Below are 23,569 nucleotides of genomic sequence, written 5' to 3'. Positions count from 1 at the left end.
TTGTTGCGATTGCACATTTGAGGAAGGATGCCCATGTTTGGATTTACCCCCGAACTATATACGCCTGAATTCCCTGTTCAGGGTGATGAGGTCGCGGTCATTGACACCACGAAGGGCACGATCCGCGTCAAGCTTGATGCCGACGGCGCCCCGATTCATGTCGCCAACTTCTGCGAGCTTGCCACCATGGGCTTCTATGACGGCATCAAGTTCCATCGGTATGTTCCCGGATTCGTGATTCAGGGAGGCGATCCCAACACGCGCGATATGTCTCCGGAGGACGTCATTGCCGGCAAGCCCGGCCCCGACGGCATGCCCGGCACGGGAGGTCCTGGATATCGCATCAAGGCGGAGTTTGCCACCAATCCTCGCAACAGCCATGTTGACGGCGCGCTTGCCATGGCCCGCTCGCAGCACCCCGACTCGGCTGGTTCGCAGTTCTATTTCTGCCTGGGTCCGCAGCACGCGCTTGACTCGGGATATACCGTTTTCGGCACGACCGTAGAGGGTCTCGACGTTATCGGCGCGCTGCGTGTGGGCGATGAGATTCGCCACATCGACATCGTGCACGAGGCGTAACGAGAGTGAGTTGGAGGACACGTGAACGCACAGCTGCTTGATCAAGCCCGCGCCGCCTATCGTGCGGGAGACTACAGCACCGCCGCGCAGATGTTTGCAGCGGTGAAGGATCCTTCCGAGGTAAGGGGAGAGGTCGACCACCTGCGGGGCAACGCACTTATGAAGCTCGGCATGTGGAGCGATGCCGCGGCAGCCTATTCCCTTGCCCTGCAGGATGCCTCTTACGGCAAGAAGGGCGCGCTGCTCACCAACCAGGGCAAGGCCTACGCCGCCGCCGGCGACCAGGAGGCCGCTGCGCGTTGCTTCACCGAGGCTACGAAGGACACCACCTATGCCACGCCCTATAAGGCCTATCTGGGACTGGGCGGGGCTCTGCTCGCGCTTGGCCGCGTGGCCGAGGCCGGCACGGCCTATCGTCAGGCCGCCATCGACGGCGCGAATCCCGCTCCCGCCGGCGCCCTGGCCCAGCTCGGTGCGTGTTTTGTGAAGCTTGGTCGTCCTGGCGACGCCATCGAGTCCTACCGCACGGCCCTCGACTTCGCCACGCCGCGCGACGACACCCGCTCCATCAATGCCGGCATGGGCGAGGCGCTGTGCGCCGCCAACCGCTACAGCGATGCCGTGGACGCCTTCACGGCTGCCACCTCCGACGGCATCTATCAGCTCACGCCCGAGCAGCAGACGAGCCTTACCCAGGCCCAGGACGCCCTCGACAAGGCGTCGGCTCAGCGTGCCATGGCTCCTACGGCTGCCCAGGGCGTGCCCGACAAGGTTGATCCGCTCGATCCTTTGGGCAAGTCGGGCGCCTTCATGCCCGATCCCTCGGACACCGGCTTCTTCACCCTTACCGAGTCCGAGATGATTCAGCAGGACAAGCGCGAGATGAAGGTGCGTCGTCGTCATCGCCACCTGGGTCTCAAGATCTTCCTCGTCATCCTGCTGCTGCTCATCATTGCTGCCGGCGGCCTCGGCTTCGCCTATACGCGTGGCTTCGGCTTCCCGTCCCAGCAGGACACCCTGACGAGCCTCTTCCAGGCGGTCACCGACGACGCTGACACCGATGCATACCTCGCTTCGGGCCTCTCCGACGACGCCAAGGCCATCCTGGTGTCGAGCATCCCCGCAGATGCCACGCCCGTCATCGAGGCCATGGACCAGTCCATGACCGAGTCGACGGCGCAGGTCACGGTCCAGCTGTCCCGCGGCGGCACCATGACCTATGAGGTGTCCTTCGTGCGCTCCGACAACCACATCGGCTGGGTCGTGAGCAACATCGCGATGGACCTCGGTGGCGACTCGACCTCTACCGATGATGACACCGACGCGGCGACCCTCGACGATGAGGACACGCTCACGAGCGACGACTCCAACAGCTCTTCTACGAGCGATCTTTTGACGTCGTCGACCGATGACGAGGCCACCGAGTAGCTCGGGAAGCATATGGAGTTTGCGGCAAGTCCCCGGATGTGACCCGCCGGGGACTTGCCGTACACTACACTGAGGTCAATTAAGCCTCTCTACAGCAGGTCCGATTCGTGAATTCTGGGAGCTGTCTTGTTTTCTTTGATGGATATGTTGTTCGGTCAGTATGATGGAGACCTCGCCATCGACCTGGGCACTGCGAACACGCTGGTATCGGTGCGCGGAAAAGGCATCGTTATCCGCGAACCCTCCGTGGTCGCGATCGATAAAAACGATGAGCGCATTCTTGCCGTGGGCATCGAGGCCAAGCGCATGCTGGGCCGCACGCCCGGCAACATCGTGGCTGTGCGACCGCTGAAGGACGGCGTCATCGCCGACTTCGACGTTACCGAGGCCATGCTTCGCTACTTCATCGACAAGGCGTCGGAGAAGCGTTATCCCTGGACGCCGCGTCCTCGCGTCGTGGTGTGCGTGCCTTCGGGCGTCACGTCCGTCGAGAAGCGCGCCGTCTTCGAGGCGACGATCCAGGCCGGCGCACGTCAGGCCTACCTCATCGAGGAGCCTATGGCTGCCGCAATCGGCGCAGATCTTCCTGTCGAGGAGCCCACGGGTTCCATGGTCGTCGACATTGGCGGCGGCACCACCGAGGTCGCTGTCATCGCCATGGGCGGTATCGTGGTCTCGCAGTCCATCCGCATTGCGGGCGACGAGTTCGACCAGGCCATTCTGGCGCACGTTCGCGATGCCTATAACCTCGCCATCGGCGAGCGTACGGCCGAGGACATCAAGATCAAGGTCGGCTCTGCCGTGCCGCTTAAAGACGAGCTTGACGTCGAGGTCAACGGCCGCGACGTTATAACCGGTCTGCCAAAGACGGTCCGCATCGAGAGCGAGGAGATTCGTCGCGCCCTGCAGAAGCCGCTCGACGAGATGACCAAGGCCGTAAAGGACGCTCTCGACGCCACGCCGCCCGATCTTGCCTCGGACCTCATGTATTACGGCATCCTGCTCACCGGAGGCGGCGCGCTTCTGCGCGGTCTCGACGTGCGCCTGCGTGATGAGACCGGCGTGTCGGTCAACGTGAGCCCCACCGCGCTCGATAACGTGGTGAACGGATGCGCGCGCGTCCTCGAGGCCAACGCCTTTGACGGCGGATTCGTCCAAAGCAACGCGTAAAGGTAGGTCATGACCCTTGCCGCGGTCACAGAATAAGTACTCCATGGGGTATAACAATCGAACGCAATCAACGGGTTTCCGCCCGTTGATTGTTTTATGCATCGTGTCGGTGCTGCTGCTCACCTTCTACATTCGTGAGGGCGAGTCCGGCCCCATCCACACGGTGCGTGCCGGCGTGTCGACCGTCACGAGCCCCGTGCGCATGCTCGGCTCTATCGTGGCGACGCCGTTCGACGGGTTGGGCAACATTTTCTCGAATCTCACCGCTTCTCAGGAGACACTCGACGAGCTTCGTTCGCAAAACCAGGAGCTTACCGCGCAGGTGGCCGAGCTCTCTGAGGCCAAGGAGACCGCGACGCGCCTCGAAGGGCTTCTGGACCTCCGTTCGACGTATAACCTGCAGTCTACGGCTGCGCGCATCATCGGCATGTCGAGCGATGCGTGGTCCCGTACGGTGACGATCGACAAAGGGTCGCTCGACGGTCTTGCGCTCAACATGCCGGTGACGAACTCGGCCGGCGTCATCGGCCAGATCATCGAGGTCGCGCCGAATACCGCTACGGTTCGTCTGGCAACCGACGAGTCCTCGGGCATCTCGGCTATGGTGCAGAGCACGCGTGCGCAGGGCATGCTGCAGGGCCAGCCCGATGGCACCCTTCGCCTTGAGTACGTCTCGACCGACTCCGACGTCAAAGAGGGCGACATCATCGTTACCTCGGGCATCGGCGGCGTCTACCCCAAGGGGCTTCCCTTGGGTACGGTCACTACGGTCGAGCGCGATTCCAACTCGGTGTACTACACCATCGTCGTTCGCTCTGCCGTCACGACCGAGAACAACGAGGAGGTCCTGGTGATCACCTCGCTTACCGACGAGCAGACGGCCTCGGACGAAGATGTCGCAGCCGCCAACGACACGCCGCAGGGCGGCGCTCGCGATGATGGCTCGGCGGAGACCGGGTCTGATGCCGGCAACGATGGAACCACGGATGAGGAGTAGGGAGGACGTCCATGGAACTGCACGAATCTTCACGTTCACAGACCTCGCTCCTTGCGATCACCATTGTCGCGCTTCTTCTGCAGGTTGGCTTGGCGCCGCAGATTTCCATCTTTGGCGGATGCGTCAACTTCATGATGATCCTCGCTGCGGTGTACGCCTTTTCGGGCAATGCCTCGCGGGCCGTCATCGCCGGCTTTCTGTGCGGTCTGTTCTACGACCTCACGGCTTCGGTTCCGGTTGGCCTCATGACGCTTCTGCTTACGATCGGTAATTTCATCCTTTCGAATTCCTCGGCGGCAGCCATCGGCGCATCGCCAGCTAACACATACCGCTTGGTCGCGGTCTATTGCCTCGTGGTATCGATGCTCTACGGGCTCATCCTCTTCATCATGGGTTCGCAGACAGATATCATTACCTCTCTGTTTGGCCATGGGCTTGCGACGGCGGTGCTGAGCGCCATCGTTGCGATTCCGTTTTTCCTGGTTGCCGGCGTTTCTGATTCTTCGCGCCGCGGGTTTTCCGTCAAGGGCAAGGGCTCGCGGTATAAAGGCATCCGCTAAGGAGGCAGCATGGACGCACAGCTTGTCGTCGTCGTTGCCGGCGTGATCCTTTTCGTGGCGATCATCGGGTCGCTCCTGTTTTTGCGGGGTTACTCCGGACGCTTTACCTACGACACAAAAAACGGCACCACCCCCAAGGCGTCGGAAGGGGAGGGCAACACCCCGGGCGTTGCTTTCAAGGGGCGCTTTACGCTGCTCACCGTAGGAATCGGAGCCATGTTCACCGCGCTTGTGGCCAAGCTCTGGAGCATGCAGATGGTGAGCTCCGACTATTACGAGAACCTGGCGCAGACCAACCAGACGCGCACCGTCACCACGGCGGCACCGCGCGGGCGCATCCTCGACCGCAACGGTGTGGCGCTCGTCACCAACCGTGCCTCGCTTGCCGTCACGGCCTATCGCGATCTTGCATCCGACACGCTGCTCGTTCGTCATCTCGCAAACGTGCTCGGCATGCCCTACGTCGCCGTCTTGCGCAACATCCAGGACAACACCGAAGGTGCCCAGGCTCGCCACACCATTGCGACCGACGTGCGCCGCTCTACGGTCGCCTACATCCAGGAGCATGCCGGCGAGTTCAGCGGCATCACTATCGATGAGCGAACCGAGCGCCAGTACCCTTACGGCACCACAGCCTGCCATGTGCTTGGCTACACGAGCACTATCACCCAGGAGCAGCTCCAGGCTCAGGATGAGAACGGCGATAACGCCGGCACGATTCAGTACCAGTCGGGCGACGTCGTGGGCCAGGCGGGTGTCGAGGCACGCTATGAGCAGCTGCTTCAGGGCATTCGCGGGGAGCAGAAGGTCACGGTCGACGCTCAGGGTAACGTCCTGGGGCAGGCGGGGTCGGTTCCGGCAAGCCCTGGCTCGGACATCAAGCTCACCCTTGACCTGAAGATTCAGCAGGCTTGCGAAAACGGCTTGCAGCACGCAATCGAGACGGCACGCAACTCGGGGTATTCACACGCCGGGAACGGCGCGTGCCTGTGCCTGGACTGCACTAATGGCGAGATCTTGGGCATGGCAAGTGCGCCCACTTTCGATCCGTCGGTCTTCGTGGGCGGCGTGTCCTCCGACGTGTGGTCTGAGCTCAATAGCGACGACGGCGGCCGGCCGCTGCTCAACCGTGCCATCGGCGGCCAGTACATGTCCGCCTCGACCATCAAGTCCCTCTCGGCCCTGGCGGGCCTTGAATACGGCACCTATACCTCGACCCAGACGACCGTCTGCACCGGCTACTGGACCGGCAACGGCGAGGCCTGGGGCAAGCATTGCTGGCTGCACAGCGGACACGGGACCATGACGTTGCAGTCGGGCATCGCGCATTCCTGTGACCCGGTGTTCTACGACATCGGCAACGCGTTTTATTACGACGAGCAGAACCCCGAAGGCCTTCAGGAGATGTTCCGCAGGTGGGGCCTCGGCTCCAAGACGGGCGTTGACCTCCCGAGCGAGGGCGAGGGCCGCGTGCCCGACGCCGCGTGGAAAGAATCCTACTTCCAGGACTGGTCCGACGCGGACCGCACCTGGAATCCGGGTGACATGACCAACATCGTCATCGGCCAGGGCGATATCCTCGTCACCCCGCTGCAGATGGCGACTGCCTATGCCGGCATCGCCATGGGCGGCGTTGAGTACACGCCTCACGTCTTTCTTTCGGCGGTCGCGCGCGACGGCGAGGGCGGAGACGCGTATCTCTACAACAACGGAGAGCCGCGCGAGCGCCTGCGTGCAGCCATCCATTCCGAGGACGACCTCAAGCTTGTGAAGGCCGGTCTGCACGATGTGATCTACGTTGCAGAGCCGGCGACCGCGGCACACTTCAACACCCTTCCGGTCGAGGTCGCGGGCAAGTCGGGAACGGGCGAGAAGACCGGCGAGGACGAGTACGCCTGGTTCATCGCCTACGCGCCCGCCGACGACCCCAAGTACGTCGTCGCTGCCGTACTCGAACAGGGCGGCGGCGGTTCTTCGACGGCACTCATCGCCGTGCGCGACGTGTTGGGCGCCATCTATGGTGTGGACGATACCGCGACCGGCTACGACAGCGGCGTGAGATAGGAGGCATCGATGGCAACGGCAGCACGCGGAGGCTCCTCAGCCGGGAGCCTCAAGCGCGTCAACAAAAAGATCTCGACGTCTCGCAGCACGTTCCGCCAGCTCATGAATCCGGGCGTGCTTGTGGCATGGATCGGTCTTCTGGCCTATGGCGCCCTTATCATCTGGTCGGCATCGCAGAGCATCGCCGACGCCTCGTTTCCGCGCCATCTGCTCGGCATCGGTCTGGGATGCGCGCTCATGCTCATCGTGTGGCGCATCGATCTCAGAAACCTTGCCAACCTGTCGACAGCTTTGCTGGTCATCGACCTTGTGCTGGTGTTTCTGCCCAACGTGCCAGGCCTTTCCTACAACGCCATGGGCATGACCGGCTGGATCAAGTTTCCGCTTATCAACCTCACATTTCAGCCGGTCGAGCTCGTGAAACTCGTGACGATCGCCTTCATCGCCTCGCTCGGCGCGCAGTATAACGGCCGCATCGATACCGTGCGCGACTACATCAAGCTCTGCTTCATGCTCTTCATCCCGTTTGCCGCCGTCATCATCCAGGGCGACCTTGGATCGGGCCTCGTCGTCTTCTTTTCGGGCGCCGTGGTAATCATGATGAGCGGCGCACGCAAGGAGTGGGTGCTCTCGACTATCGCGATTATCGTCGGTTTGGTGTCGTTGTTGCTTGCGACCGACTCCATCATCGACAGCATCTTCGGGGACAGCCACTCGCTTATCAAGAACTACCAGATGAACCGCCTGCTTGTCTTCATCGACCCGTCGGCGGATTCCAGCGATGCGGGCTATAACCTCCAGCAGTCGCTCATCGCTGTGGGGTCGGGCGGCTTTTTTGGCAAGGGTCTTGGCAACGCTACGCAGTCGACCTCGGGATTTCTGCCCGAGGCGCACACCGACTTCGTCTTCGCCTTTATCTGCGAGACCTTTGGTTTCGTAGGCGCCATCGTGCTGCTTGCGCTGTTTGCGCTTCTCATGATCTCGACGGTCCGCGTTGCCATCAAGCAGGATTCCCTCTTCTTAAAGCTCGTTGCGGTGGGTATCGTCGGCATGTGGATGTTCCAGATCTTCGAGAACGTCGGCATGTGCATCGGGCTCATGCCCATTACCGGCATTCCACTGCCGTTCATCAGCTTCGGTTCGTCGTCCATGCTCATCCAATGCCTTGCGGTCGGCGTCGTCCAGTCCATCTGGCGGCATCGCACCAAAGCTGCCTGACAGGGGAGGACACATGCAGTTTTCACTCGACACGCTTCTGAAGATGCTGAAGCTCGGTGCCGGCGCCAAGCGTGACGCGGGGGCATCGGTTCGTGTCTCTGTGTACGTCGACGCCACCGCGACGCCATTTTTGGTGCAGACCGTCCGTGAGGCGCTGGTCCCGCAAACCACGTCGGGCCTGGTGCGCGTCGAACGCCTGACCGCCACGCCGGCGACGCCGAAGCCCGATACCGACATCGTGCTCGTGTTGTCCTGCGGCTCCGACTACCTCCAGGCCGCGGTCCAGGGCCTGGTGGTCTCCGGTACCCCGGTGGTCGTCATCGCCGAGTCGAGCGTCGAGGTTCCCTTCATTACCGAAGACACGCCGCTGCTTGGCCTGGTCGCTGCAACCGATGCGGACTATCTGCTCTCGACGCTTGCGACGTGGATCGTATCCCACACCGAGAAGGCCGATGCGTTCGCAGCCAACTTCTCCTTCATCCGTCCGGTCGTCGTTCGCGACGTCGTCGAGCACGCGGCGCTTACCAACACGGTCACGGGCGCTCTGCTCTTTACCCCTGGTGCCGACTACCCGGTGCTCACCCTTACACAGGCCGGCATGGCGCTCCGTCTGGCGTCGGTCCATGGGTATCGGCTCTCGGCCGAGCGCGCCTACGAGGTGGCCACGGTTGCGGTGGCGGGTCTTGCGCTGAGGGGCTGCTCGCGAGTTCTGTGCCGACAGGTGCCGCGCGGAGCGTTTCTTGTCAAAGGCATTGTCGCCGGCGCAGGTACCTATGGCATGGGGCTTGCGCTCGACGCGCTCTATCGCCATGGTGTAGACTACTCCGCCGTAAACGCCGCGGTCTCCCGCGCGACGGGGCACGTCCGCGCCGCCGTGAGACCAACCGACCAGTCCCCACGATAAGGAGGACCCGTGCGTCCTACATACCAGGATCGCTTTTCAGAGCTCGAACCGCTGCTTTCGCGTGTCGAGAAGCCAAGCCGCTACATAGATCACGAGTGGGGCACCCTTGCTTCTCCCGAGGCCGAGCACCGCGTGTGCCTCATCTACCCCGACGTCTACGAAGTCGGCCTGCCCAACCAGGGCATCGCGATTCTCTATAACATCCTGAACCAGCAGGAGGGCGAGTCCTGCGAGCGCTCCTATGTGCCGTGGGTCGACATGGCAGACGCCATGCGTGAGGCCGGCGTGCCCCTGCTGTCTCTGGAGGGAGCGGCCCCGGTCGCGTCCTTCGATGTCGTGGGTTTCCATGTTCCGCACGAGATGGCTGCGACGAACTATCTCGAGGCGCTTGACCTTGCGGGCATTCCGCTGTTTGCCAGCGAGCGTGGCGAGGACGATCCGATTGTCATCGCCGGCGGGCCGTCGGTCTACAACCCCGAGCCCATCTGCGCTTTCTTCGATGCCATCCTCATCGGCGAGGGCGAGGAGTCCATCGTCGAGGTATGCCTTGAGCAGCGTCGCATGCGCGACGCCGGTGCCACTCGCGCCGAGACCCTTCGCGCGCTCGCGAAGATTCCCGGCACGTATGTGCCATCTCTCTACGAGGTGTCCCATGCCGAGCCGTGCACCCCGCATGGCTATACCGTTCCGCGCGCCGGCGAGGACGTTCCTTCGGTCATCTATAAGCGCGTCGTGCCCGATTTTGAGGCGACCGATCCCCTCAGCCAGTCCATCGTCCCGTTTGCCCAGCTTGTGCACGACCGCCTTTCCATTGAGATCCTGCGCGGCTGCGCCCGCGGCTGCCGCTTCTGCCAGGCGGGCATCACGTATCGTCCCGTGCGTGAACGCAGCGCCGACCAGGTGGTATCGGCTGTCACACGTGGCCTTGCGCGCACCGGCTACGATGAGGTGTCGCTCACCTCGCTCTCCACGACGGACCATTCGTGCTGCTCGCAGATTCTGTCGCGTCTGAATCGACGCCTCGACGACACCGGTATCTCCGTGTCCATTCCCTCGCAACGCCTTGACTCCTTCGGCGTCGACATGGCGCTTGAGGTGGCCGGCGAGAAGAAGGGCGGCCTCACCTTTGCACCAGAGGCGGGAAGCCAGCGGCTCCGCGACATCATCAACAAGAACGTGACCGAGGACGACCTTGAGCGTGCTGCCCGAGCTGCCTTCGAGGCCGGATGGCGACGCATGAAGCTCTACTTCATGATGGGCCTGCCGGGTGAGACCGACGAGGACATCGTCGCGATTGCCGAGCTCGCCGAGCGTGTGGTCGAGATCGCGCACGAGATCGTTCCCAAGGGTCAGCGTGGCGGCATCTCGGTGTCGGTCTCGGTATCCGTGTTCATTCCGAAGGCGCAGACGCCGTTCCAGTGGTGTGGCCAGCTTGACGACGATGAGGTCAAGCGCCGCCAGAAGCTTTTGGTCTCAAGCGTGAAGAGCCGTCAGGTGCGGGTCCATTATCACGACGCCGACACCTCGCTGATCGAGGCCGTCCTTTCCCGCGGCGGTCGCGACCTTACTCCTGTCATTGTGGGCGCCTGGAAGCGTGGGGCACGGTTCGACGCCTGGACAGAGCAGTTTGACCTTGCCCGCTGGGAGGATGCCGCGTGCGAAGCCGGCATCGACCTGCGTGCTGTTGCCCAGGAGCCGTTCGAGCTCGACCAGCACCTTCCGTGGGAACACGTGAGTCCGGGTGTCACGCCGGGATTCCTGAAGCGAGAGTGGAGGCGCGCCCTCATGGGCAAGACGACCGACGACTGCACCCGCACCTCTTGCACCGGTTGCGGCATCTGCCCCACGCTGGGCGTTGAGAATGTGCTGGCAGGTGAGCGCGCATGAGCGAGACCGGGCTCTTCCGTCTGCGGGTCAGCTATGGCAAGCGCGGACGCCTGCGCTATCTGGGACATCTAGAGGTGCTCCACACCATCGAGCGCGTCGTGCGCCGAGCCCGGCTGCCCTATGCCGTCACGCAGGGATTCTCGCCGCACATGCGCGTGGCGTTCTCGTCGGCGCTTCCCGTCGGCACGGCGTCGGGCTGTGAGTGGTTCGACCTCATCCTGACCGAGTACGTACCGGCACAGGACGCGCTGCAGGCGCTCCAGGCGGCCGCGCCGTCCGACCTTGCAGCCATCGACGCCGGGTATATCGACATGCGTGCCCCCTCGCTCACGGCGTTCATCGTACGTGCGACCTACGAGGCGCGCGTCCAATTTGTGCACGATATCGACCCGGATGCGTTCGACCGCGCAATCGCCACCGTCCGTGAACGCAACGGCATCGACTATCGCCGTGGACGCAAGACCAAGCGGCTCGACCTGGACCGTACGCTTTGTGCCGTCAAAACGTCCTGGGATGGTCCTCGCAGCGCGAAGATTGTTTTGGAGACGCGGCTCGACAACGACGGCGCCATGCGCCCGGAGCTGTTCCTTGCGGCGTGCGATCTGCTCCTAGCAGGGGAGGACTACCTCGGCGATCCCCCTCGTCTGGACATCGGCCCGTACGATTTCGCGTGTATCGACCGCGTCGTTGTGGAGCGTGTCTCCCAGGAGGGCGAAGACGCGGACGGCCACCCCATCGCCCCCTTGGCCGTTCGTTGCTAAATCGCCTTCAGCCGCCGCCATCGTCTGGCGGCCTCTGATGCGGCGCACCCTTTGGCCTTCTGCCCCGGGCTGGTCGTCCCCATCTGCGGCCTATCGCCCCTGTGATTTATGTCCAGCTACTGGGTTTGACTAAGATAAGCGAGATTTTTTAGCGAATTCTTAGACAAATCTAGTAGTTGGACTTACTCTATGTTCCGGCAGTATGCCCATGACTCGTCGTTTTCACCTCAGCGGCCCGCGGGTCTCGAATGGCGCTTTTCCCTCCGTTGTTCGAAGACCGTACGGAAGCGCGGGGGCGATACGTTGTGAACTTGTGTATATGCAGGGGATGTTCGTATCCTTTTCATTGACGGGCCAGGTGGTGGCTGCTACTATATTCGGCTGTTGCACTACCATATGCATGAAGGGTTTTAGAGAATGTACGCAATCGTTACCACGGGTGGCAAGCAGTACAAGGTTGCCGCCGATGACGTCCTCAACGTCGAGAAGATCGAGGGTGAGGTTGGTTCCAAGATCACCCTGCCCGTCATCTTCCTGAACGACGGCAAGAAGATCGTCACCGACCCCGCCAAGCTTGCCAAGGCCAAGGTCACTGCCGAGATCGTCGAGCAGTTCAAGGGTGAGAAGCAGCTCGTCTTCAAGTTCAAGAAGCGTAAGCGCTATCGTCGTCTGAAGGGCCACCGTCAGCAGCTCACCAGGATTAAGATCACCAAGGTTCAGGCCACCTCGCGCGCAACCAAGAAGGCTGTTGCCGACGCTGAGGCCCCGGCTGCCGAGTAGTTCGCACTCGTTGTTGAAAGAGCAGGTATAAGACATGGCACACAAAAAAGGACTCGGTTCCTCCCGTAATGGCCGTGACTCCCGCGGTCAGCGCCTGGGCTGCAAGCGCTTCGCCGGCCAGACCGTGACGACGGGCACCATTCTCGTTCGTCAGCACGGCACCCACATCCACCCGGGTGCTAACGTTGGTCGTGGCAAGGACGACACGCTGTTCGCGCTCGTCGATGGCACGGTCGAGTATACTCGTGGCATCAAGCACAGGGTCAACGTGCGCCCGTTCGCGAACGCGTAAGCAACCCTTCATAGAGCGTATATTCGGGAGGCCCTCAGATGCTGGGGGTCTCCCTTTTTTGAAAGGAGGCGTGCATGGGGCAGTTCACCGACATCTGCCGCATCAACGTGAAAGGCGGCGACGGCGGTGCTGGCTGCATGTCGTTCCGCCGCGAGGCGTTTGTTCCCAAGGGCGGGCCCGACGGGGGAGACGGCGGCCGGGGCGGCAATGTGATCATCCAGGCGGACGCCCAGCTCTCCTCGCTTATCGACTATCGCTACAAGCATCATTTCCGCGCTGAGCGCGGCACGCATGGACGTGGCGCCCGCAAGGATGGCAAGAATGGCGAGGACCTGGTTCTCAAGGTTCCCATGGGCACCGTGGTTCGCGAGCTCGATCCCGAGACGCAGGAGCCGCTCTATGACATCGCCGACCTCACCCACGACAAAGAGCGCGTTGTAGTGGCCCCTGGCGGGGCAGGCGGCTTGGGCAACACCCATTTTGTGACGTCGGTTCGTCGCGCGCCGGCGTTCGCCCAGCTGGGCGAGCCTGCCGAGGAGCACTGGATCGAGCTCGAGATGAAGCTTATGGCCGACGCCGCGCTCGTCGGTATGCCGAGCGTGGGCAAGTCGTCGCTCATCGCGCGCATGAGCGCGGCGCGTCCCAAGATCGCCGACTATCCCTTCACCACGCTCGTGCCCAACCTTGGCATGGTGCGTGCCGGCGAGTATTCCTACGTCGTCGCCGACGTCCCCGGCCTTATCGAAGGCGCAAGCGAGGGCAAGGGCCTGGGTCATCAGTTCCTGCGCCACATCGAGCGCACTGCGCTTATCCTGCATGTCGTCGACATCACCGGCGGCTTCGAGGGCCGCGACCCTGTTGAGGACTATCACATCATTAACGACGAGCTCAAGCGCTATGCGAGTGATCTCGCCGACCGTCCGCAGGTGGTTATCGCCAACAAATGCGACGTGTCCGGCATGACCGGTCGCGTCGAGGAGCTCAAGAAGGCGGCCCTTGCCGACGGCCATATGTTCTTTGCCGTCTCGGCGGTTACCGGCGCCGGCCTTAAGACCTTTATGCTCGCGTGCGGCGAGCAGGTGGCCAAGCTCCGAGCCGAGCTCGCGTCTACCGAGTCGCCTGTCCAATATGACGAGGTGTGGGAGCGCAAGCGCCAGGCCCGCGAGCGCAGCTTCCAGGTGGTCCAGGAAGAGCCCGGCGCCTTCAGGGTCATCGGTACGCAGGTCGAGCGTCTCGTGGTCCAGACCGACTGGGAAAACGAGGAGGCTGTCATCTACCTGCAGCATCGCTTCGCCAAGATCGGAGTCGACGATGCGCTTGAGGCTGCAGGCTGCCGCGCGGGCGACGAGGTCCGCATTGTAGGCAGGGCGTTCAACTATGAGGGCGCTGACGACTTCGAGGACGAGGTCACCTCTGTGGCAGCAGAGGATGAACCCGCCGAATCCGTTGAGGACATCGAGCCTGTCGATGCCTTGGCGGCGGCCGTTGACGAGTCGGCTCAGCAGGAGGGCTCCGCTGAGGGCGCCGAGGAGGTCAACTAAGATGGAGGGCGTCTCGCGTCAGTCGCTGCCCGAGCTCGGATCTGACCCGACTCGGACGTATCGGCTTGGCATCATGGGTGGCACCTTCGATCCCATCCATTACGGACATCTCGTCACGGCCGAGCAGGCTCGCGAGGCGCTCGACCTTGATCTGGTGCTCTTCATGCCGTCGGGCAACCCCGCCTTTAAGCAGGATAAACGGATTACAGGAGCCGAAGACCGCTATGCCATGACCGTCCTGGCGACCGCGGCCAACCCGGTGTTTTACGCCAGCCGCTTCGAGATCGACCGACCTGGGGTGACCTATACCGTCGACACCTTGCGGGCCCTGCGCGCGTACTATCCCTCGAACGTCGAGCTCTTCTTCATTACCGGGGCAGACGCCATCCTCGACATCCTGCTTTGGCATGATGCCTCCGAGATCGCCCAGCTCGCCACCTTGATTGCAGCGACACGCCCAGGGTATGACATCAACCAGGCGTGTGAGCGCATCGAGGGCTCGGGATATCCCTTTGACGTGCGCTATATCGAGATTCCCGCCATGGCGATCAGCTCGACGAACATTCGCTCGCGCGTCCGGGAGGGCAAGAGCGTGCGGTACCTCACCAGTGAATCTGTGATAGGGTTCATTCGAAAGAACGGTCTGTATCGAGAAGACGACCTTACGGGGCGCGTCGAGGAGGATGAGGCGTAATGGCTGCTGAATGGACCGCCGAGGTCGCGTTCGACGGCGAACAGGGTCAAGAAGTCGAGCGCATCAAGGAGCTTTTGGCCGTGCGCATGAAGGACGCGCGCAAGCGTCATATCCATTCGCTCGGCGTTGCCTCCTGCGCCGCCGCACTTGCCCAGGCCTACGGGGTCGACCCCTATCTTGCCACGGTCGCGGGACTCATCCACGACTGGGACAAGGTGATTTCGGACGAAGAGCTCGTTGCGCGCGCCCTGCACTATGGCATCGAGATCGCCGGACCTCCGGCGCTTGCGGCTCCGCTGCTGCACGGGATGGTCGCCGCCTACGAGCTTCCTGAGCTGTTTCCCGAGCTCCCGGCGGAAGTCTTTCAGGCGGTCGCTCGCCACACGGTCGGCTCCTGCGACATGACACCGCTCGACATGGTCGTCTTCATCGCCGACGCTATCGAGCCCGGTCGTCGCGGCGACTATGCGGACCGCCTGCGCTCCCAGGTGGGCGAGATATCGCTTGAAGAGCTGTTCTTCTCTTGTTTCTCGCAGGGTCTCGTGTATGTTCTGCAAACGGGACGCTATCTTTATCCCACAGCTACGGAAATCTACAACCACTATGCGCTTCAGCGCAGCGAAAAGAAAGGTCATGCATGACTTCTGAGATGATGGACGAGGTCACCTCGATCGACGAGTCTTCGGTTTCCGAGGATATCCAGGCCACCCCTGCGGGTGCCGAGGATACCGTCGAGGATCTTGAGGAGGAGCGTGCTCGCAGCTTCGGCTCCTCGGTCGATCGTACGGCCGCCTCGCTTTCGAGCTCCGGCGTCTCCGCCGAGCAGGTCGCCCGCACCGCCGCCCAGGCTGCCTATGATAAGAAGGGCGAGGACATCCGCGTGCTCGACCTTACCCAGCTGTCCGACGTGTGCGACTACTTCGTCATCGTGACGGGCATCAACAACCGTCTCGCCGACACCATTGTGGATGAGGTGGAGGAGAAGGTCGCCAAGGCATGCGGCGAGCACCCCTTCTCCATCGAGGGACGTGACGAACGCGCCTGGATTCTTATGGACTACGGCTCGGTCATCGTGCACGTGTTCACGCCCGAGCAGCGCGAGTACTATCGCCTCGAGAAGCTGTGGGGCGACGCGCCCGAGCTCGAGCTCGACCTGGTTTAGACTCTTGGCAAGCCTGCCAGCTTAATTGATGGCTTCAGCACGCCCGCTTCTCAGCCTCGAGGAGCGGGCGTGCACTTTCTCATATCGTCTAACTGAGCGTCGGCGGCCACGTATTTCGTCGAAGCTCAGTTTTGTTCCAGAATCGAGACAGATTCCGGGGAATAACTGAGCGTTGACGAATCGTCGGCACGTGAACATGGCGGAGATGGCTCCGACACACATGTTGTCCTATAACCCTGCTTGTATAGGGAGCATGGGCAGCGAGCCTGACAGGCGCCTCGCCACGACGATTCCAGGCGCGAAAGCCTTTAATCAGTGTTTCCCTAGCGTTGCTTATCCGAGCGAACGACCTCGTCATCGAAGCGCGCGGCGCGACCAAACGACACCGAGCCCGCTCCAAAGCGCTCACGCACATGGTCTACCGCAACGGATAGGTCGCGGCGATCGCTCGACATGGCGCCGCGGTCATCCACTTCGCAGAATAGATCGGTCTGGACGCCCTCGTCCAGGTTGAAGTCGCTGATACCCAGGCCGAGCAGTCTGATATGCGTCCCCGGGCCCCAGAGCTCATCCAACAGCTCGCGGCCCACCGGCACGAATACGTTCTCGTCGTCGGTGGGATGGGGAAGCTTGCGCTGGATGGTCCGCCCCGATCCGTAGGAGTACTTCACCTTGACCGTCACGGTCCTGCCGGCAAGGCCCTTTCTGCGAAGCCGCCTTCCTACCGACTCGCCGAGCAGCGCAAGGGCGGCATCGACATCTGCACGGTCGGTGAGGTCGCTGGCAAACGTGCGCTCGTTGCTGACGGACTTGACATCGTCGGGAGCGTCGACCGATTTCACGCGGCTGTGTTCCCCGCCGGCGGCGCGAATGCGCATGGCGTCGGCGTTGACTCCGAAGATGGGGGAGAGGCGCGAAAGCGGGGCGCGTGCAAGCTGTCCGAGGGTATGGATGCCCACGCGGGCGAGGGCGCGTTCTGCCGACGTTCCGATACCGCTCATGGCACGCACCGGCAGCGGGGCAAGAAAGTCGGCTTCGGTTCCCGGCATGATGACCGTGAGCCCACGCGGCTTGTCGCGCTCGCTGGCGATCTTGGCGACCGTCTTGTTGCAGCCAAGGCCGATCGAGCAGGTCACGCCAATCTCGGACACGCGTCGCTGGATGCGCTGCGCGATGACGACTGGATGCTCTCGCGAGAAGCGGCCGGGCGTGATGTCGAAAAACGCCTCGTCGATTGAAACCTGCTCGATATAGGGAGTCTCGTCCTGCAGAACCTGCATGACCTGCCCGCTCACCTCGCGATATCGATCGAAGTGCCCGCGCGTCCAGATGGCCTGGGGACAGAGCCGTGCCGCCTGGGCCGACGACATGGCCGAATGGACGCCGTACGGTCGCGCCTCATAGGAGGCCGTCGAGACCACGCCGCGTGCGTGGGGCGACCCGCCCACGATGACCGGCTTGCCGCGCCAGGCGGGATGGTCGAGCTGCTCCACACTCGCAAAGAAGGCATCGAGGTCCATGAGGCCCACGGCGGGTCCGGACCACGTGCCTAACAAATCGTATGTCTGTTCGCCCTGTGCCATAGATTCAGTATATCCGGGGTGGCACGCACCGCGAGTTCGAATCCGTTCGGCAGCCGTGAAGGGCCGTCACAATTCCCCCAAAACCGCATGATTTGGGCCGCAGAATGTTTGCAATTGGCCGATTCGTGCGTAGAATATGGATTTGCCTGCGGATATTCCGAAGAAGATGCCCCAGTGGACTTCACCTGCTCCATCCGTTGGCGTATCATTACCACCTGTTTGTCTGTAGTCGCAGCTGTCATGCTGCTTGGTAGGAGGAGTTTTCATTGGCAGTCAAGATTCGCCTCGCTCGTCACGGCTCTCATAAGCGTCCGTACTATCGTGTCGTCGTGGCTAACTCTCGTTCGCCCCGCGATGGTCGTTTCATCGAGGAGGTCGGCCGCTACAACCCGCTGACCAACCCCAAGACCATCAACCTCGACCTTGAGAAGATCGCCGAGTGGCAGTCCAAGGGCGCTCAGATCACCGACGCTGTCGCCGCGCTCATCAAGGCCGCCGAGGAGGGCCCGAAGACCGAGACCGCCGTCAAGAAGTCCAAGAAGCAGCTCGCCAAGGAGGCCGAGGCCGCCAAGGCTGCCGCAGAGGGCGCCGAGGAGTAACACGTGTCTGCCGAGCAGAATGACTCCTACGAGGACGAGGCCATGCTCTCCGACCAGATCGCCGATCTGGTCGAGTATCTTGTGGTCAACCTCGTCGATGATCCCGACGCGGTAAGCCTTGAGGTCATCGACGCCGATCGTTCTTCGACCATCGAGGTCTCCGTTGGAGCGGATGACGTCGCTAAGGTCATCGGTCGGCGTGGTCGTACCATCAAGGCCATCCGCACGCTTGCACGCGCGCTTGCCGCGCGCCTCGACACGTCTGTCGAGGTCGAGGTCTTAGGTTAGGATGCTTTGACGGTTCGGTATCGCAACATAGCCCGTGTGGTTCGCACACACGGAAGACGTGGGGAGGTCGTCGCAGAGGCGCTGCGCGGCCTTCCTTTCGTTGTTCGGACGGGGCTCGAAGTCGCTCTGACGCCGCCGGCGCTCAAGCGCGACCGCTTCATGACGGTCGAGTCGGTGCGCGATCAAGGTGACCAGTTCGTCGTCGCCTTTGCCGGCATCGACTCGCTTACCGCCGCCGTGGACATCGTGGGCTGCTATCTGCTTGCTCGCGAAGATGACCTTGACCTCGGCGCGCTCGAGGTCTCGCTGGACCGCCTGCGCGGCCGCGAGGTCATCGACGAACGCTTTGGTTCGCTGGGCGTGCTTTCAGACATCATGGAGACGCCCGCCAACGACGTCTGGGTGGTTGAAGGCGGACCGTATGGCGAGGTCCTCATCCCGGTCATCGACGACGCGATCGATGCCATTCCGGATGACGGTCCGCTGCCGGTGCATATCATGGACGGCCTCATCGATACGTCGTCTCGGGGCTAGGTGGTCTGCATGATTCTAGAGGCGCTCTCAGTGTTTCCCGAGATGTTCGAGCCCGTCATGTCCACCTCGATTCTGGGCCGTGCGCGCCGTGCGGGACTGTTTGAGTTTTCGGCCTATAACCTTCGTGACTGGACGCATGACCGGCATCGCACCGTGGACGATGAACCCTACGGCGGCGGCCAGGGCATGCTCATGAAGGTCGAGCCCATCTATGAGGCCGTCGAGTCCATTGCCGCGACCGGCCCCAAGCCCCATGTCGTCTTCTTCACGCCCTGCGGGGCGCCGTTTGATCAGACGTGCGCCGAGCGGCTGGCTACTTACGACCGCCTGTTATTTGTCTGCGGTCGCTATGAGGGCATGGACGAGCGCGCCTACACGCTTGCCGATGAATGCATCTCGATCGGTGACTACGTGCTTACGGGCGGCGAGCTTCCCGCCATGGTCGTTATGGACGCGGTCGTGCGTCTCATTCCCGGTGCGCTCGGCGATGAGCAGAGCAACAAGGACGAGTCCTTCGCTACGGGAGACGACGGCGGGCTTTTGGAGTACGAACAGTACACGCGTCCCGCTGAGTTTCGGGGCATGGGCGTGCCCGAGATTCTGCTCTCTGGCGATCACGCCAAGGTCGATGCCTGGCGCCGCGAGAACGCGCTCGATCGCACCTGCCGCTGGCGTCCCGACCTTATAGCGGATGCTCGCCTGAGTGAATCTGAACGCGCGCGGGCCGCCGAGCTGCTTGAGCGCTATCATGGTTCGTCGGACAAGGCATACGGATAGGAGACGAGAGCATGCAGACGCATCAGATGTCCGTCATCCGTGGCATTGTGGAGTGGATCGCCATCTTCTTGGTGACCTTTGCCCTCATGATGCTGGTACGGTTCTTTGTGATCGAGCCCTATGTGGTTCCGACAGGATCCATGGAGCCCACGATTCAGATCGGCGATACCATCATGGGTCAGAAGGTCACGCTTGAGCTGGGTATTGACGTGGCTCCTGGCGACATCGTCGTCTTCCGCAACCCACAGGCCGACAGCGAGCATGATATCCTCGTCAAGCGCGTCATCGCGACCGCGGGGCAGACGGTCGACCTTGAGGGCGGCCAGGTCGTCGTGGACGGCGAGCCGCTCGACGAGTCCTATACGCAGGGGGAGTCCTGGCCGCTTGCCACGCAGGCGCCCGGTGCGGACGTTTCCTTCCCGTTCACGGTTCCCGAGGGCTGTATCTGGGTGATGGGCGATAACCGTGAGGACTCGGCCGACTCGCGTTACTTCGGCGCCGTGCCCCGGGAGAACCTTGTGGCGGTCGCGCTCTTCAGGTTGTGGCCGCTCGACCGAATCGGTCCTGTCGTGTAGGGCAGGCAGAGTCCTCACGCGACGCAGCATCGGTAACCATGCGGCGCTCGGCTTAGGCCGGCGCCGTCGTCATGTCAATCAAGAGAGAGGGGAGACGGGGCATGGATACACAGGCCCTCACCTTTCAGGAGATCATCCTCGAGCTTCAGCGGTACTGGGGCTCCTACGGCTGCGTGATCATGCAGCCTTACGACTCTGAGGTCGGTGCCGGCACCTTCCACACCGCCACCACGCTGCGCTCTCTGGGTCCGTCTTCGTGGCGCACCTGCTATGCCCAGCCCTGCCGCCGCCCCGCCGACGGCCGCTATGGCGAGAACCCCAACCGCATGCAGCACTACTACCAGTTCCAGGTGCTCATCAAGCCGTCTCCCGCCAACTCGCAGGAGCTCTATCTCGATTCGCTCAAGGCCATCGGCCTCGACCCTGCCGACCATGACGTGCGCTTTGTCGAGGACGACTGGGAGAGCCCGACGCTCGGTGCCTGGGGCCTTGGCTGGGAGGTCTGGCTCAACGGCATGGAGGTGACTCAGTTCACCTACTTCCAGCAGGTCGGCGGCATCGAGGTCGATCCGGTGCCCGTGGAGATCACCTATGGTCTGGAGCGCCTTGCCATGTACATCCAGGGCGTCGACTCGGTGTACGACCTCGTGTGGAGCAAGCTCCCCGATGGTACGACCATGACCTACGGCGACGTCTTCCTGGAGAACGAGCGTGAATTCTCGGCGTACAACTTCGAGATTGCCAACGTCGAGATGATGCGCGGCAAGTTCGACGACTACGAGCGCGAGTGCCATAGCTGCCTCGACGCCAAGCTGCCGTTGCCCGCATACGACTGCGTCATGAAGTGCAGCCATGCCTTCAACCTGCTCGATGCCCGCGGCGCGCTGTCCGCGGTCGAGCGCGCCAACTACATCCTGCGCGTCCGCACGCTCGCGAAGGCCTGCTGCGAGGCCTATCTCGCCGAGGTGGTCACGCCCGATGACGCCGACACGAAGAAGGAGGTGGCCTAAGATGGCCGAGACTCGCGATTTTCTGTTTGAGATCGGCACCGAGGAGATGCCCTCGGCTCCGCTCATCAACGCCGTCAAGCAGTTCGGCCGCCTCGTTGACGAGGGCCTTACGGCCGCAGGGCTCGCGCACGGCGCCGTGCGTGTCATCTCATCCCCTCGTCGTCTTGCCGCCCTGGTAAACGACGTTGCCTGCGCGACCGATGAGGTTCACGAGATCAAGCGCGGACCTGCGGCAAACATCGCGTTCGATGCCGATGGCAACCCGACGAAGGCTGCCGAGGGCTTTGCCCGCAAGTGCGGCATCGCTGCCGCCGACCTCATCCGTCGTGAGGACACCGATGGGCGCGAGTACGTCTTCGCCGAGAAGAACATTCCGTCCGCCCCGGCGACGCCTATCCTGTCCGAGCTTTGCCGCAAGGTCATCTCCTCGCTGCAGTGGCCCAACTATCGCTCCCAGCGCTGGGGCACTACGCACGAGACGTTTGTGCGCCCCATCCGCTGGCTTTGCGTCCTTCTGGGGTCGGATGTCGTGCCGGTGAGCTACGCCGATGTCACAAGCGGCAACACCACACGCGGTCATCGCGTGCTGGGGCCGGGCGAGCATGTCGTCGCCGAGCCTGCCGTATATGAGCAGGTGCTCGAGGAGAACGGCGTGCTTTCTGAGGAGCGTCGACGCGAGGTGATCGCCGAGGGCATCGCGAAGGTCGAGGCTGAGCGCGGCGGAGCCCATGTGGACACCCCTAAGAAGGTCCTCGACGAGGTCGTGAACCTCTGCGAGTGGCCCACGGTGCTCGTTGGTATGTTCGACGAGGAGTTCCTCAAGGTCCCGCACGAGATCATCTGCGAGTCCATGCTGTCCAACCAGCGCTATTTCCCCATCTACGACGCCGAGGGCAACCTGACGCGTGAGTTCGTCGTCGTCTCCAACGGCCGTCCCGAGAATTCGGCGCGCATCATCGACGGCAACGAGCGTGTCGTCCGCGCCCGCCTCTATGACGCCAAGTTCTTCTATGACGAGGACCTCAAGGTCTCGCTCGAGGAGTTCCGCTCCCGTCTTGCCGAGGTGGGCTTCCAGAAGAGTCTGGGCAGCGTTCTGCAGAAGTCGGAGCGCATCGAGGACCTCTCGCTGGCAATCGCCCATGCCGCCCGCATCGGCGCCCAGACCGCTTCCGACGCCCAGCGCGCCGCTCACTTTGCCAAGGCCGACCTCGTGTCCTCCGCCGTGGTGGAGTTCACGAGCCAGCAGGGCGTTATGGGTGGCTACTACGCGCTTGCCGCTGGTGAATCCCCCGAGGTTGCGGCTGCGATTCGCGACCACTATCGTCCGCGCTTCGCCGGCGATGAGCTTCCCGAGGGAACCGCCGGCTGTATTGTCGCCGTTGCCGACAAGCTCGACACTATCGCCGGCATGTTTGCCATCGATGAGCCGCCCACCGGTTCGAAGGATCCCTTCGCGCTGCGCCGTAGCGCCATCGGCGTTGTGAACATTCTGCGCCAGCGCCTGGGCTGCGGCTACGCTGAGCTCGTGGGACCGGCGCTCGACGCCTATGCCGAGCAGGGACTGAGCTTTGACAAGGCTGCCGTCACCGAAGCGGTGTGTGCCTTCATCAAGGGTCGCATGGAGCAGATGGTGCGCGACGAGGGTGTTCCCGCCGACGTCGTTGCCGCCGTCTCCGCCGGGAAGATCTGCGCTCCTGCCGACTTCTTCGCGCTTGCCCACGCGCTTGCCGACGCTCGTCAGCGCGATCCGGAGACCTTCGAGAACCTCGCCGTGGCCTACGCACGTGCAAGCCACCTTGCCGATGCATCCCTTGGAACCGACGTCGACGAGGCGCTGCTGGGCGAGGCCGAGCACGACCTGCTGCTTGCGACCGACGCCGCGCACGATCTGGTGGCGACGGCTATCGAAAAGCGCGACTTCGAGGCGCTCATCTCTGGCCTTGCGGCGCTTCGTGCCCCGATTGACCGCTTCTTCGAGGACGTGCTCGTTATGGATGAGGACCAGGCAATTCGTGAGAACCGCCTGCGTCTGCTCAACCGCTTCGAGGCGGTCTTTGCCGACGTTGCCGACATGGGCGCTCTGGCAAAGAAGTAAGCGCTTCAACCAAGTATTGAACGAACGGCCCCGGTGCGCGCGTGATGAGCTGCGCACCGGGGCCGCTTCAT

Annotated in this window: 24 protein-coding genes; 23 read left to right on the top strand and 1 reads right to left on the bottom strand. The window is 62.8% G+C overall.

Features of this window, described 5'->3' with window-relative positions; genetic code table 11:
• Positions 1 to 33: 33 nt before the first annotated feature.
• The 16 genes from B5F33_RS07625 (at position 34) to rsfS (ending at position 16,037) form a co-directional block, all read left to right on the top strand.
• Positions 34 to 579: a peptidylprolyl isomerase gene (locus B5F33_RS07625; RefSeq protein WP_087411205.1), complete on the top strand. Its 546-nt coding sequence runs from the start codon at positions 34 to 36 to the stop codon at positions 577 to 579.
• A 21-nt stretch (positions 580 to 600) separates the two neighbouring features.
• Positions 601 to 2,007 carry a tetratricopeptide repeat protein gene (locus B5F33_RS07620; RefSeq protein WP_087411204.1) on the top strand — a complete coding sequence of 469 codons (1,407 nt, stop codon included), beginning with the start codon at positions 601 to 603 and terminating at the stop codon, positions 2,005 to 2,007.
• A gap of 138 nt (positions 2,008 to 2,145) precedes the next feature.
• Positions 2,146 to 3,177, top strand: a complete 1,032-nt coding sequence (locus tag B5F33_RS07615; protein WP_087411203.1) for a rod shape-determining protein — start codon at positions 2,146 to 2,148, stop codon at positions 3,175 to 3,177.
• 85 nt (positions 3,178 to 3,262) lie between these two features.
• Complete coding sequence (mreC, locus tag B5F33_RS07610; RefSeq protein WP_239284944.1) at positions 3,263 to 4,174, top strand: rod shape-determining protein MreC; 912 nt, start codon at positions 3,263 to 3,265, stop codon at positions 4,172 to 4,174.
• A gap of 11 nt (positions 4,175 to 4,185) precedes the next feature.
• On the top strand, positions 4,186 to 4,734 hold the full coding sequence (locus B5F33_RS07605; protein ID WP_087411201.1) for a hypothetical protein: 549 nt from the start codon (positions 4,186 to 4,188) through the stop codon (positions 4,732 to 4,734).
• 9 nt (positions 4,735 to 4,743) lie between these two features.
• Positions 4,744 to 6,798: a penicillin-binding protein 2 gene (gene mrdA, locus B5F33_RS07600; RefSeq protein ID WP_087411200.1), complete on the top strand. Its 2,055-nt coding sequence runs from the start codon at positions 4,744 to 4,746 to the stop codon at positions 6,796 to 6,798.
• A 9-nt stretch (positions 6,799 to 6,807) separates the two neighbouring features.
• Positions 6,808 to 8,016: an FtsW/RodA/SpoVE family cell cycle protein gene (locus B5F33_RS07595; RefSeq protein ID WP_087411199.1), complete on the top strand. Its 1,209-nt coding sequence runs from the start codon at positions 6,808 to 6,810 to the stop codon at positions 8,014 to 8,016.
• Between the two features lie 13 nt (positions 8,017 to 8,029).
• On the top strand, positions 8,030 to 8,920 hold the full coding sequence (locus B5F33_RS07590) for a hypothetical protein (RefSeq protein ID WP_087411198.1): 891 nt from the start codon (positions 8,030 to 8,032) through the stop codon (positions 8,918 to 8,920).
• 9 nt (positions 8,921 to 8,929) lie between these two features.
• Positions 8,930 to 10,807, top strand: a complete 1,878-nt coding sequence (locus B5F33_RS07585; RefSeq protein ID WP_087411197.1) for a TIGR03960 family B12-binding radical SAM protein — start codon at positions 8,930 to 8,932, stop codon at positions 10,805 to 10,807.
• Complete coding sequence (locus B5F33_RS07580; RefSeq protein WP_087411196.1) at positions 10,804 to 11,568, top strand: TIGR03936 family radical SAM-associated protein; 765 nt, start codon at positions 10,804 to 10,806, stop codon at positions 11,566 to 11,568. The genes B5F33_RS07585 and B5F33_RS07580 overlap by 4 nt, the downstream gene beginning before the upstream one ends.
• Before the next feature lie 417 nt (positions 11,569 to 11,985).
• Positions 11,986 to 12,348, top strand: a complete 363-nt coding sequence (rplU, locus tag B5F33_RS07575; protein WP_087411195.1) for a 50S ribosomal protein L21 — start codon at positions 11,986 to 11,988, stop codon at positions 12,346 to 12,348.
• A gap of 34 nt (positions 12,349 to 12,382) precedes the next feature.
• Entirely contained in the window at positions 12,383 to 12,640 is a 258-nt protein-coding gene (gene rpmA / locus B5F33_RS07570; protein ID WP_087411194.1) for a 50S ribosomal protein L27, read from the top strand.
• Between the two features lie 74 nt (positions 12,641 to 12,714).
• Positions 12,715 to 14,181: a GTPase ObgE gene (obgE, locus tag B5F33_RS07565; RefSeq protein WP_087411193.1), complete on the top strand. Its 1,467-nt coding sequence runs from the start codon at positions 12,715 to 12,717 to the stop codon at positions 14,179 to 14,181.
• Position 14,182: 1 nt separating this feature from the next.
• Positions 14,183 to 14,875 (top strand): nicotinate-nucleotide adenylyltransferase, encoded by a 693-nt coding sequence (gene nadD / locus B5F33_RS07560; RefSeq protein WP_087411192.1) that lies wholly within the window; start codon positions 14,183 to 14,185, stop codon positions 14,873 to 14,875.
• Positions 14,875 to 15,516: a bis(5'-nucleosyl)-tetraphosphatase (symmetrical) YqeK gene (gene yqeK, locus B5F33_RS07555; protein ID WP_239284942.1), complete on the top strand. Its 642-nt coding sequence runs from the start codon at positions 14,875 to 14,877 to the stop codon at positions 15,514 to 15,516. Before nadD ends, yqeK begins: the two co-directional genes overlap by 1 nt.
• Positions 15,513 to 16,037, top strand: a complete 525-nt coding sequence (gene rsfS / locus B5F33_RS07550; RefSeq protein WP_239284940.1) for a ribosome silencing factor — start codon at positions 15,513 to 15,515, stop codon at positions 16,035 to 16,037. The genes yqeK and rsfS overlap by 4 nt, the downstream gene beginning before the upstream one ends.
• 323 nt (positions 16,038 to 16,360) lie before the next feature.
• On the opposite strand, the gene dinB is transcribed toward rsfS, so the two are convergent.
• On the bottom strand, positions 16,361 to 17,620 hold the full coding sequence (gene dinB / locus B5F33_RS07545) for a DNA polymerase IV (RefSeq protein ID WP_087411191.1): 1,260 nt from the start codon (positions 17,618 to 17,620) through the stop codon (positions 16,361 to 16,363).
• A 266-nt stretch (positions 17,621 to 17,886) separates the two neighbouring features.
• On the opposite strand from dinB, the gene rpsP reads away from it, so the two are divergent.
• The 7 genes from rpsP to glyS all read left to right on the top strand — a co-directional run bounded on the left by rpsP (position 17,887) and on the right by glyS (position 23,498).
• Positions 17,887 to 18,219: a 30S ribosomal protein S16 gene (gene rpsP / locus B5F33_RS07540; RefSeq protein WP_087411190.1), complete on the top strand. Its 333-nt coding sequence runs from the start codon at positions 17,887 to 17,889 to the stop codon at positions 18,217 to 18,219.
• A gap of 42 nt (positions 18,220 to 18,261) precedes the next feature.
• Positions 18,262 to 18,507, top strand: coding sequence for a KH domain-containing protein (locus B5F33_RS07535; protein ID WP_087411216.1), 246 nt, complete (start codon positions 18,262 to 18,264; stop codon positions 18,505 to 18,507).
• 6 nt (positions 18,508 to 18,513) lie between these two features.
• Complete coding sequence (locus tag B5F33_RS07530) at positions 18,514 to 19,041, top strand: PRC-barrel domain-containing protein (RefSeq protein ID WP_087411189.1); 528 nt, start codon at positions 18,514 to 18,516, stop codon at positions 19,039 to 19,041.
• Positions 19,042 to 19,050: 9 nt separating this feature from the next.
• On the top strand, positions 19,051 to 19,818 hold the full coding sequence (trmD, locus tag B5F33_RS07525; protein ID WP_087411188.1) for a tRNA (guanosine(37)-N1)-methyltransferase TrmD: 768 nt from the start codon (positions 19,051 to 19,053) through the stop codon (positions 19,816 to 19,818).
• 11 nt (positions 19,819 to 19,829) lie between these two features.
• Positions 19,830 to 20,393 (top strand): signal peptidase I, encoded by a 564-nt coding sequence (gene lepB, locus B5F33_RS07520; protein WP_087411187.1) that lies wholly within the window; start codon positions 19,830 to 19,832, stop codon positions 20,391 to 20,393.
• A gap of 101 nt (positions 20,394 to 20,494) precedes the next feature.
• Complete coding sequence (locus tag B5F33_RS07515) at positions 20,495 to 21,403, top strand: glycine--tRNA ligase subunit alpha (protein WP_087411186.1); 909 nt, start codon at positions 20,495 to 20,497, stop codon at positions 21,401 to 21,403.
• Position 21,404: 1 nt separating this feature from the next.
• A complete protein-coding gene (gene glyS, locus B5F33_RS07510; RefSeq protein ID WP_087411185.1) occupies positions 21,405 to 23,498 on the top strand; it encodes a glycine--tRNA ligase subunit beta in 2,094 nt (697 codons plus the stop codon).
• The last annotated feature ends 71 nt before the right edge of the window (positions 23,499 to 23,569 follow it).

This window comes from Collinsella sp. An2, from assembly GCF_002160065.1.
Classification (GTDB): domain Bacteria; phylum Actinomycetota; class Coriobacteriia; order Coriobacteriales; family Coriobacteriaceae; genus Limicola.
The sequence above is the reverse complement of the archived record's forward strand: the minus strand, read 5'-3'. Positions and strand labels throughout refer to the sequence as shown.

Coding starts and splice junctions, on each gene's coding strand:
- B5F33_RS07515 (WP_087411186.1), top strand. CDS start 20,495: ATGGATACACAGGCCCTCACCTTTCAGGAGATCATCCTCGAGCTTCAG.
- rplU (WP_087411195.1), top strand. CDS start 11,986: ATGTACGCAATCGTTACCACGGGTGGCAAGCAGTACAAGGTTGCCGCC.
- B5F33_RS07595 (WP_087411199.1), top strand. CDS start 6,808: ATGGCAACGGCAGCACGCGGAGGCTCCTCAGCCGGGAGCCTCAAGCGC.
- B5F33_RS07615 (WP_087411203.1), top strand. CDS start 2,146: ATGGATATGTTGTTCGGTCAGTATGATGGAGACCTCGCCATCGACCTG.
- yqeK (WP_239284942.1), top strand. CDS start 14,875: ATGGCTGCTGAATGGACCGCCGAGGTCGCGTTCGACGGCGAACAGGGT.
- mrdA (WP_087411200.1), top strand. CDS start 4,744: ATGGACGCACAGCTTGTCGTCGTCGTTGCCGGCGTGATCCTTTTCGTG.
- B5F33_RS07605 (WP_087411201.1), top strand. CDS start 4,186: ATGGAACTGCACGAATCTTCACGTTCACAGACCTCGCTCCTTGCGATC.
- trmD (WP_087411188.1), top strand. CDS start 19,051: ATGATTCTAGAGGCGCTCTCAGTGTTTCCCGAGATGTTCGAGCCCGTC.
- rpmA (WP_087411194.1), top strand. CDS start 12,383: ATGGCACACAAAAAAGGACTCGGTTCCTCCCGTAATGGCCGTGACTCC.
- nadD (WP_087411192.1), top strand. CDS start 14,183: ATGGAGGGCGTCTCGCGTCAGTCGCTGCCCGAGCTCGGATCTGACCCG.
- obgE (WP_087411193.1), top strand. CDS start 12,715: ATGGGGCAGTTCACCGACATCTGCCGCATCAACGTGAAAGGCGGCGAC.
- lepB (WP_087411187.1), top strand. CDS start 19,830: ATGCAGACGCATCAGATGTCCGTCATCCGTGGCATTGTGGAGTGGATC.
- glyS (WP_087411185.1), top strand. CDS start 21,405: ATGGCCGAGACTCGCGATTTTCTGTTTGAGATCGGCACCGAGGAGATG.
- B5F33_RS07625 (WP_087411205.1), top strand. CDS start 34: ATGTTTGGATTTACCCCCGAACTATATACGCCTGAATTCCCTGTTCAG.
- B5F33_RS07580 (WP_087411196.1), top strand. CDS start 10,804: ATGAGCGAGACCGGGCTCTTCCGTCTGCGGGTCAGCTATGGCAAGCGC.
- dinB (WP_087411191.1), bottom strand. CDS start 17,620: ATGGCACAGGGCGAACAGACATACGATTTGTTAGGCACGTGGTCCGGA.
- B5F33_RS07535 (WP_087411216.1), top strand. CDS start 18,262: ATGCTCTCCGACCAGATCGCCGATCTGGTCGAGTATCTTGTGGTCAAC.
- rsfS (WP_239284940.1), top strand. CDS start 15,513: ATGACTTCTGAGATGATGGACGAGGTCACCTCGATCGACGAGTCTTCG.
- B5F33_RS07590 (WP_087411198.1), top strand. CDS start 8,030: ATGCAGTTTTCACTCGACACGCTTCTGAAGATGCTGAAGCTCGGTGCC.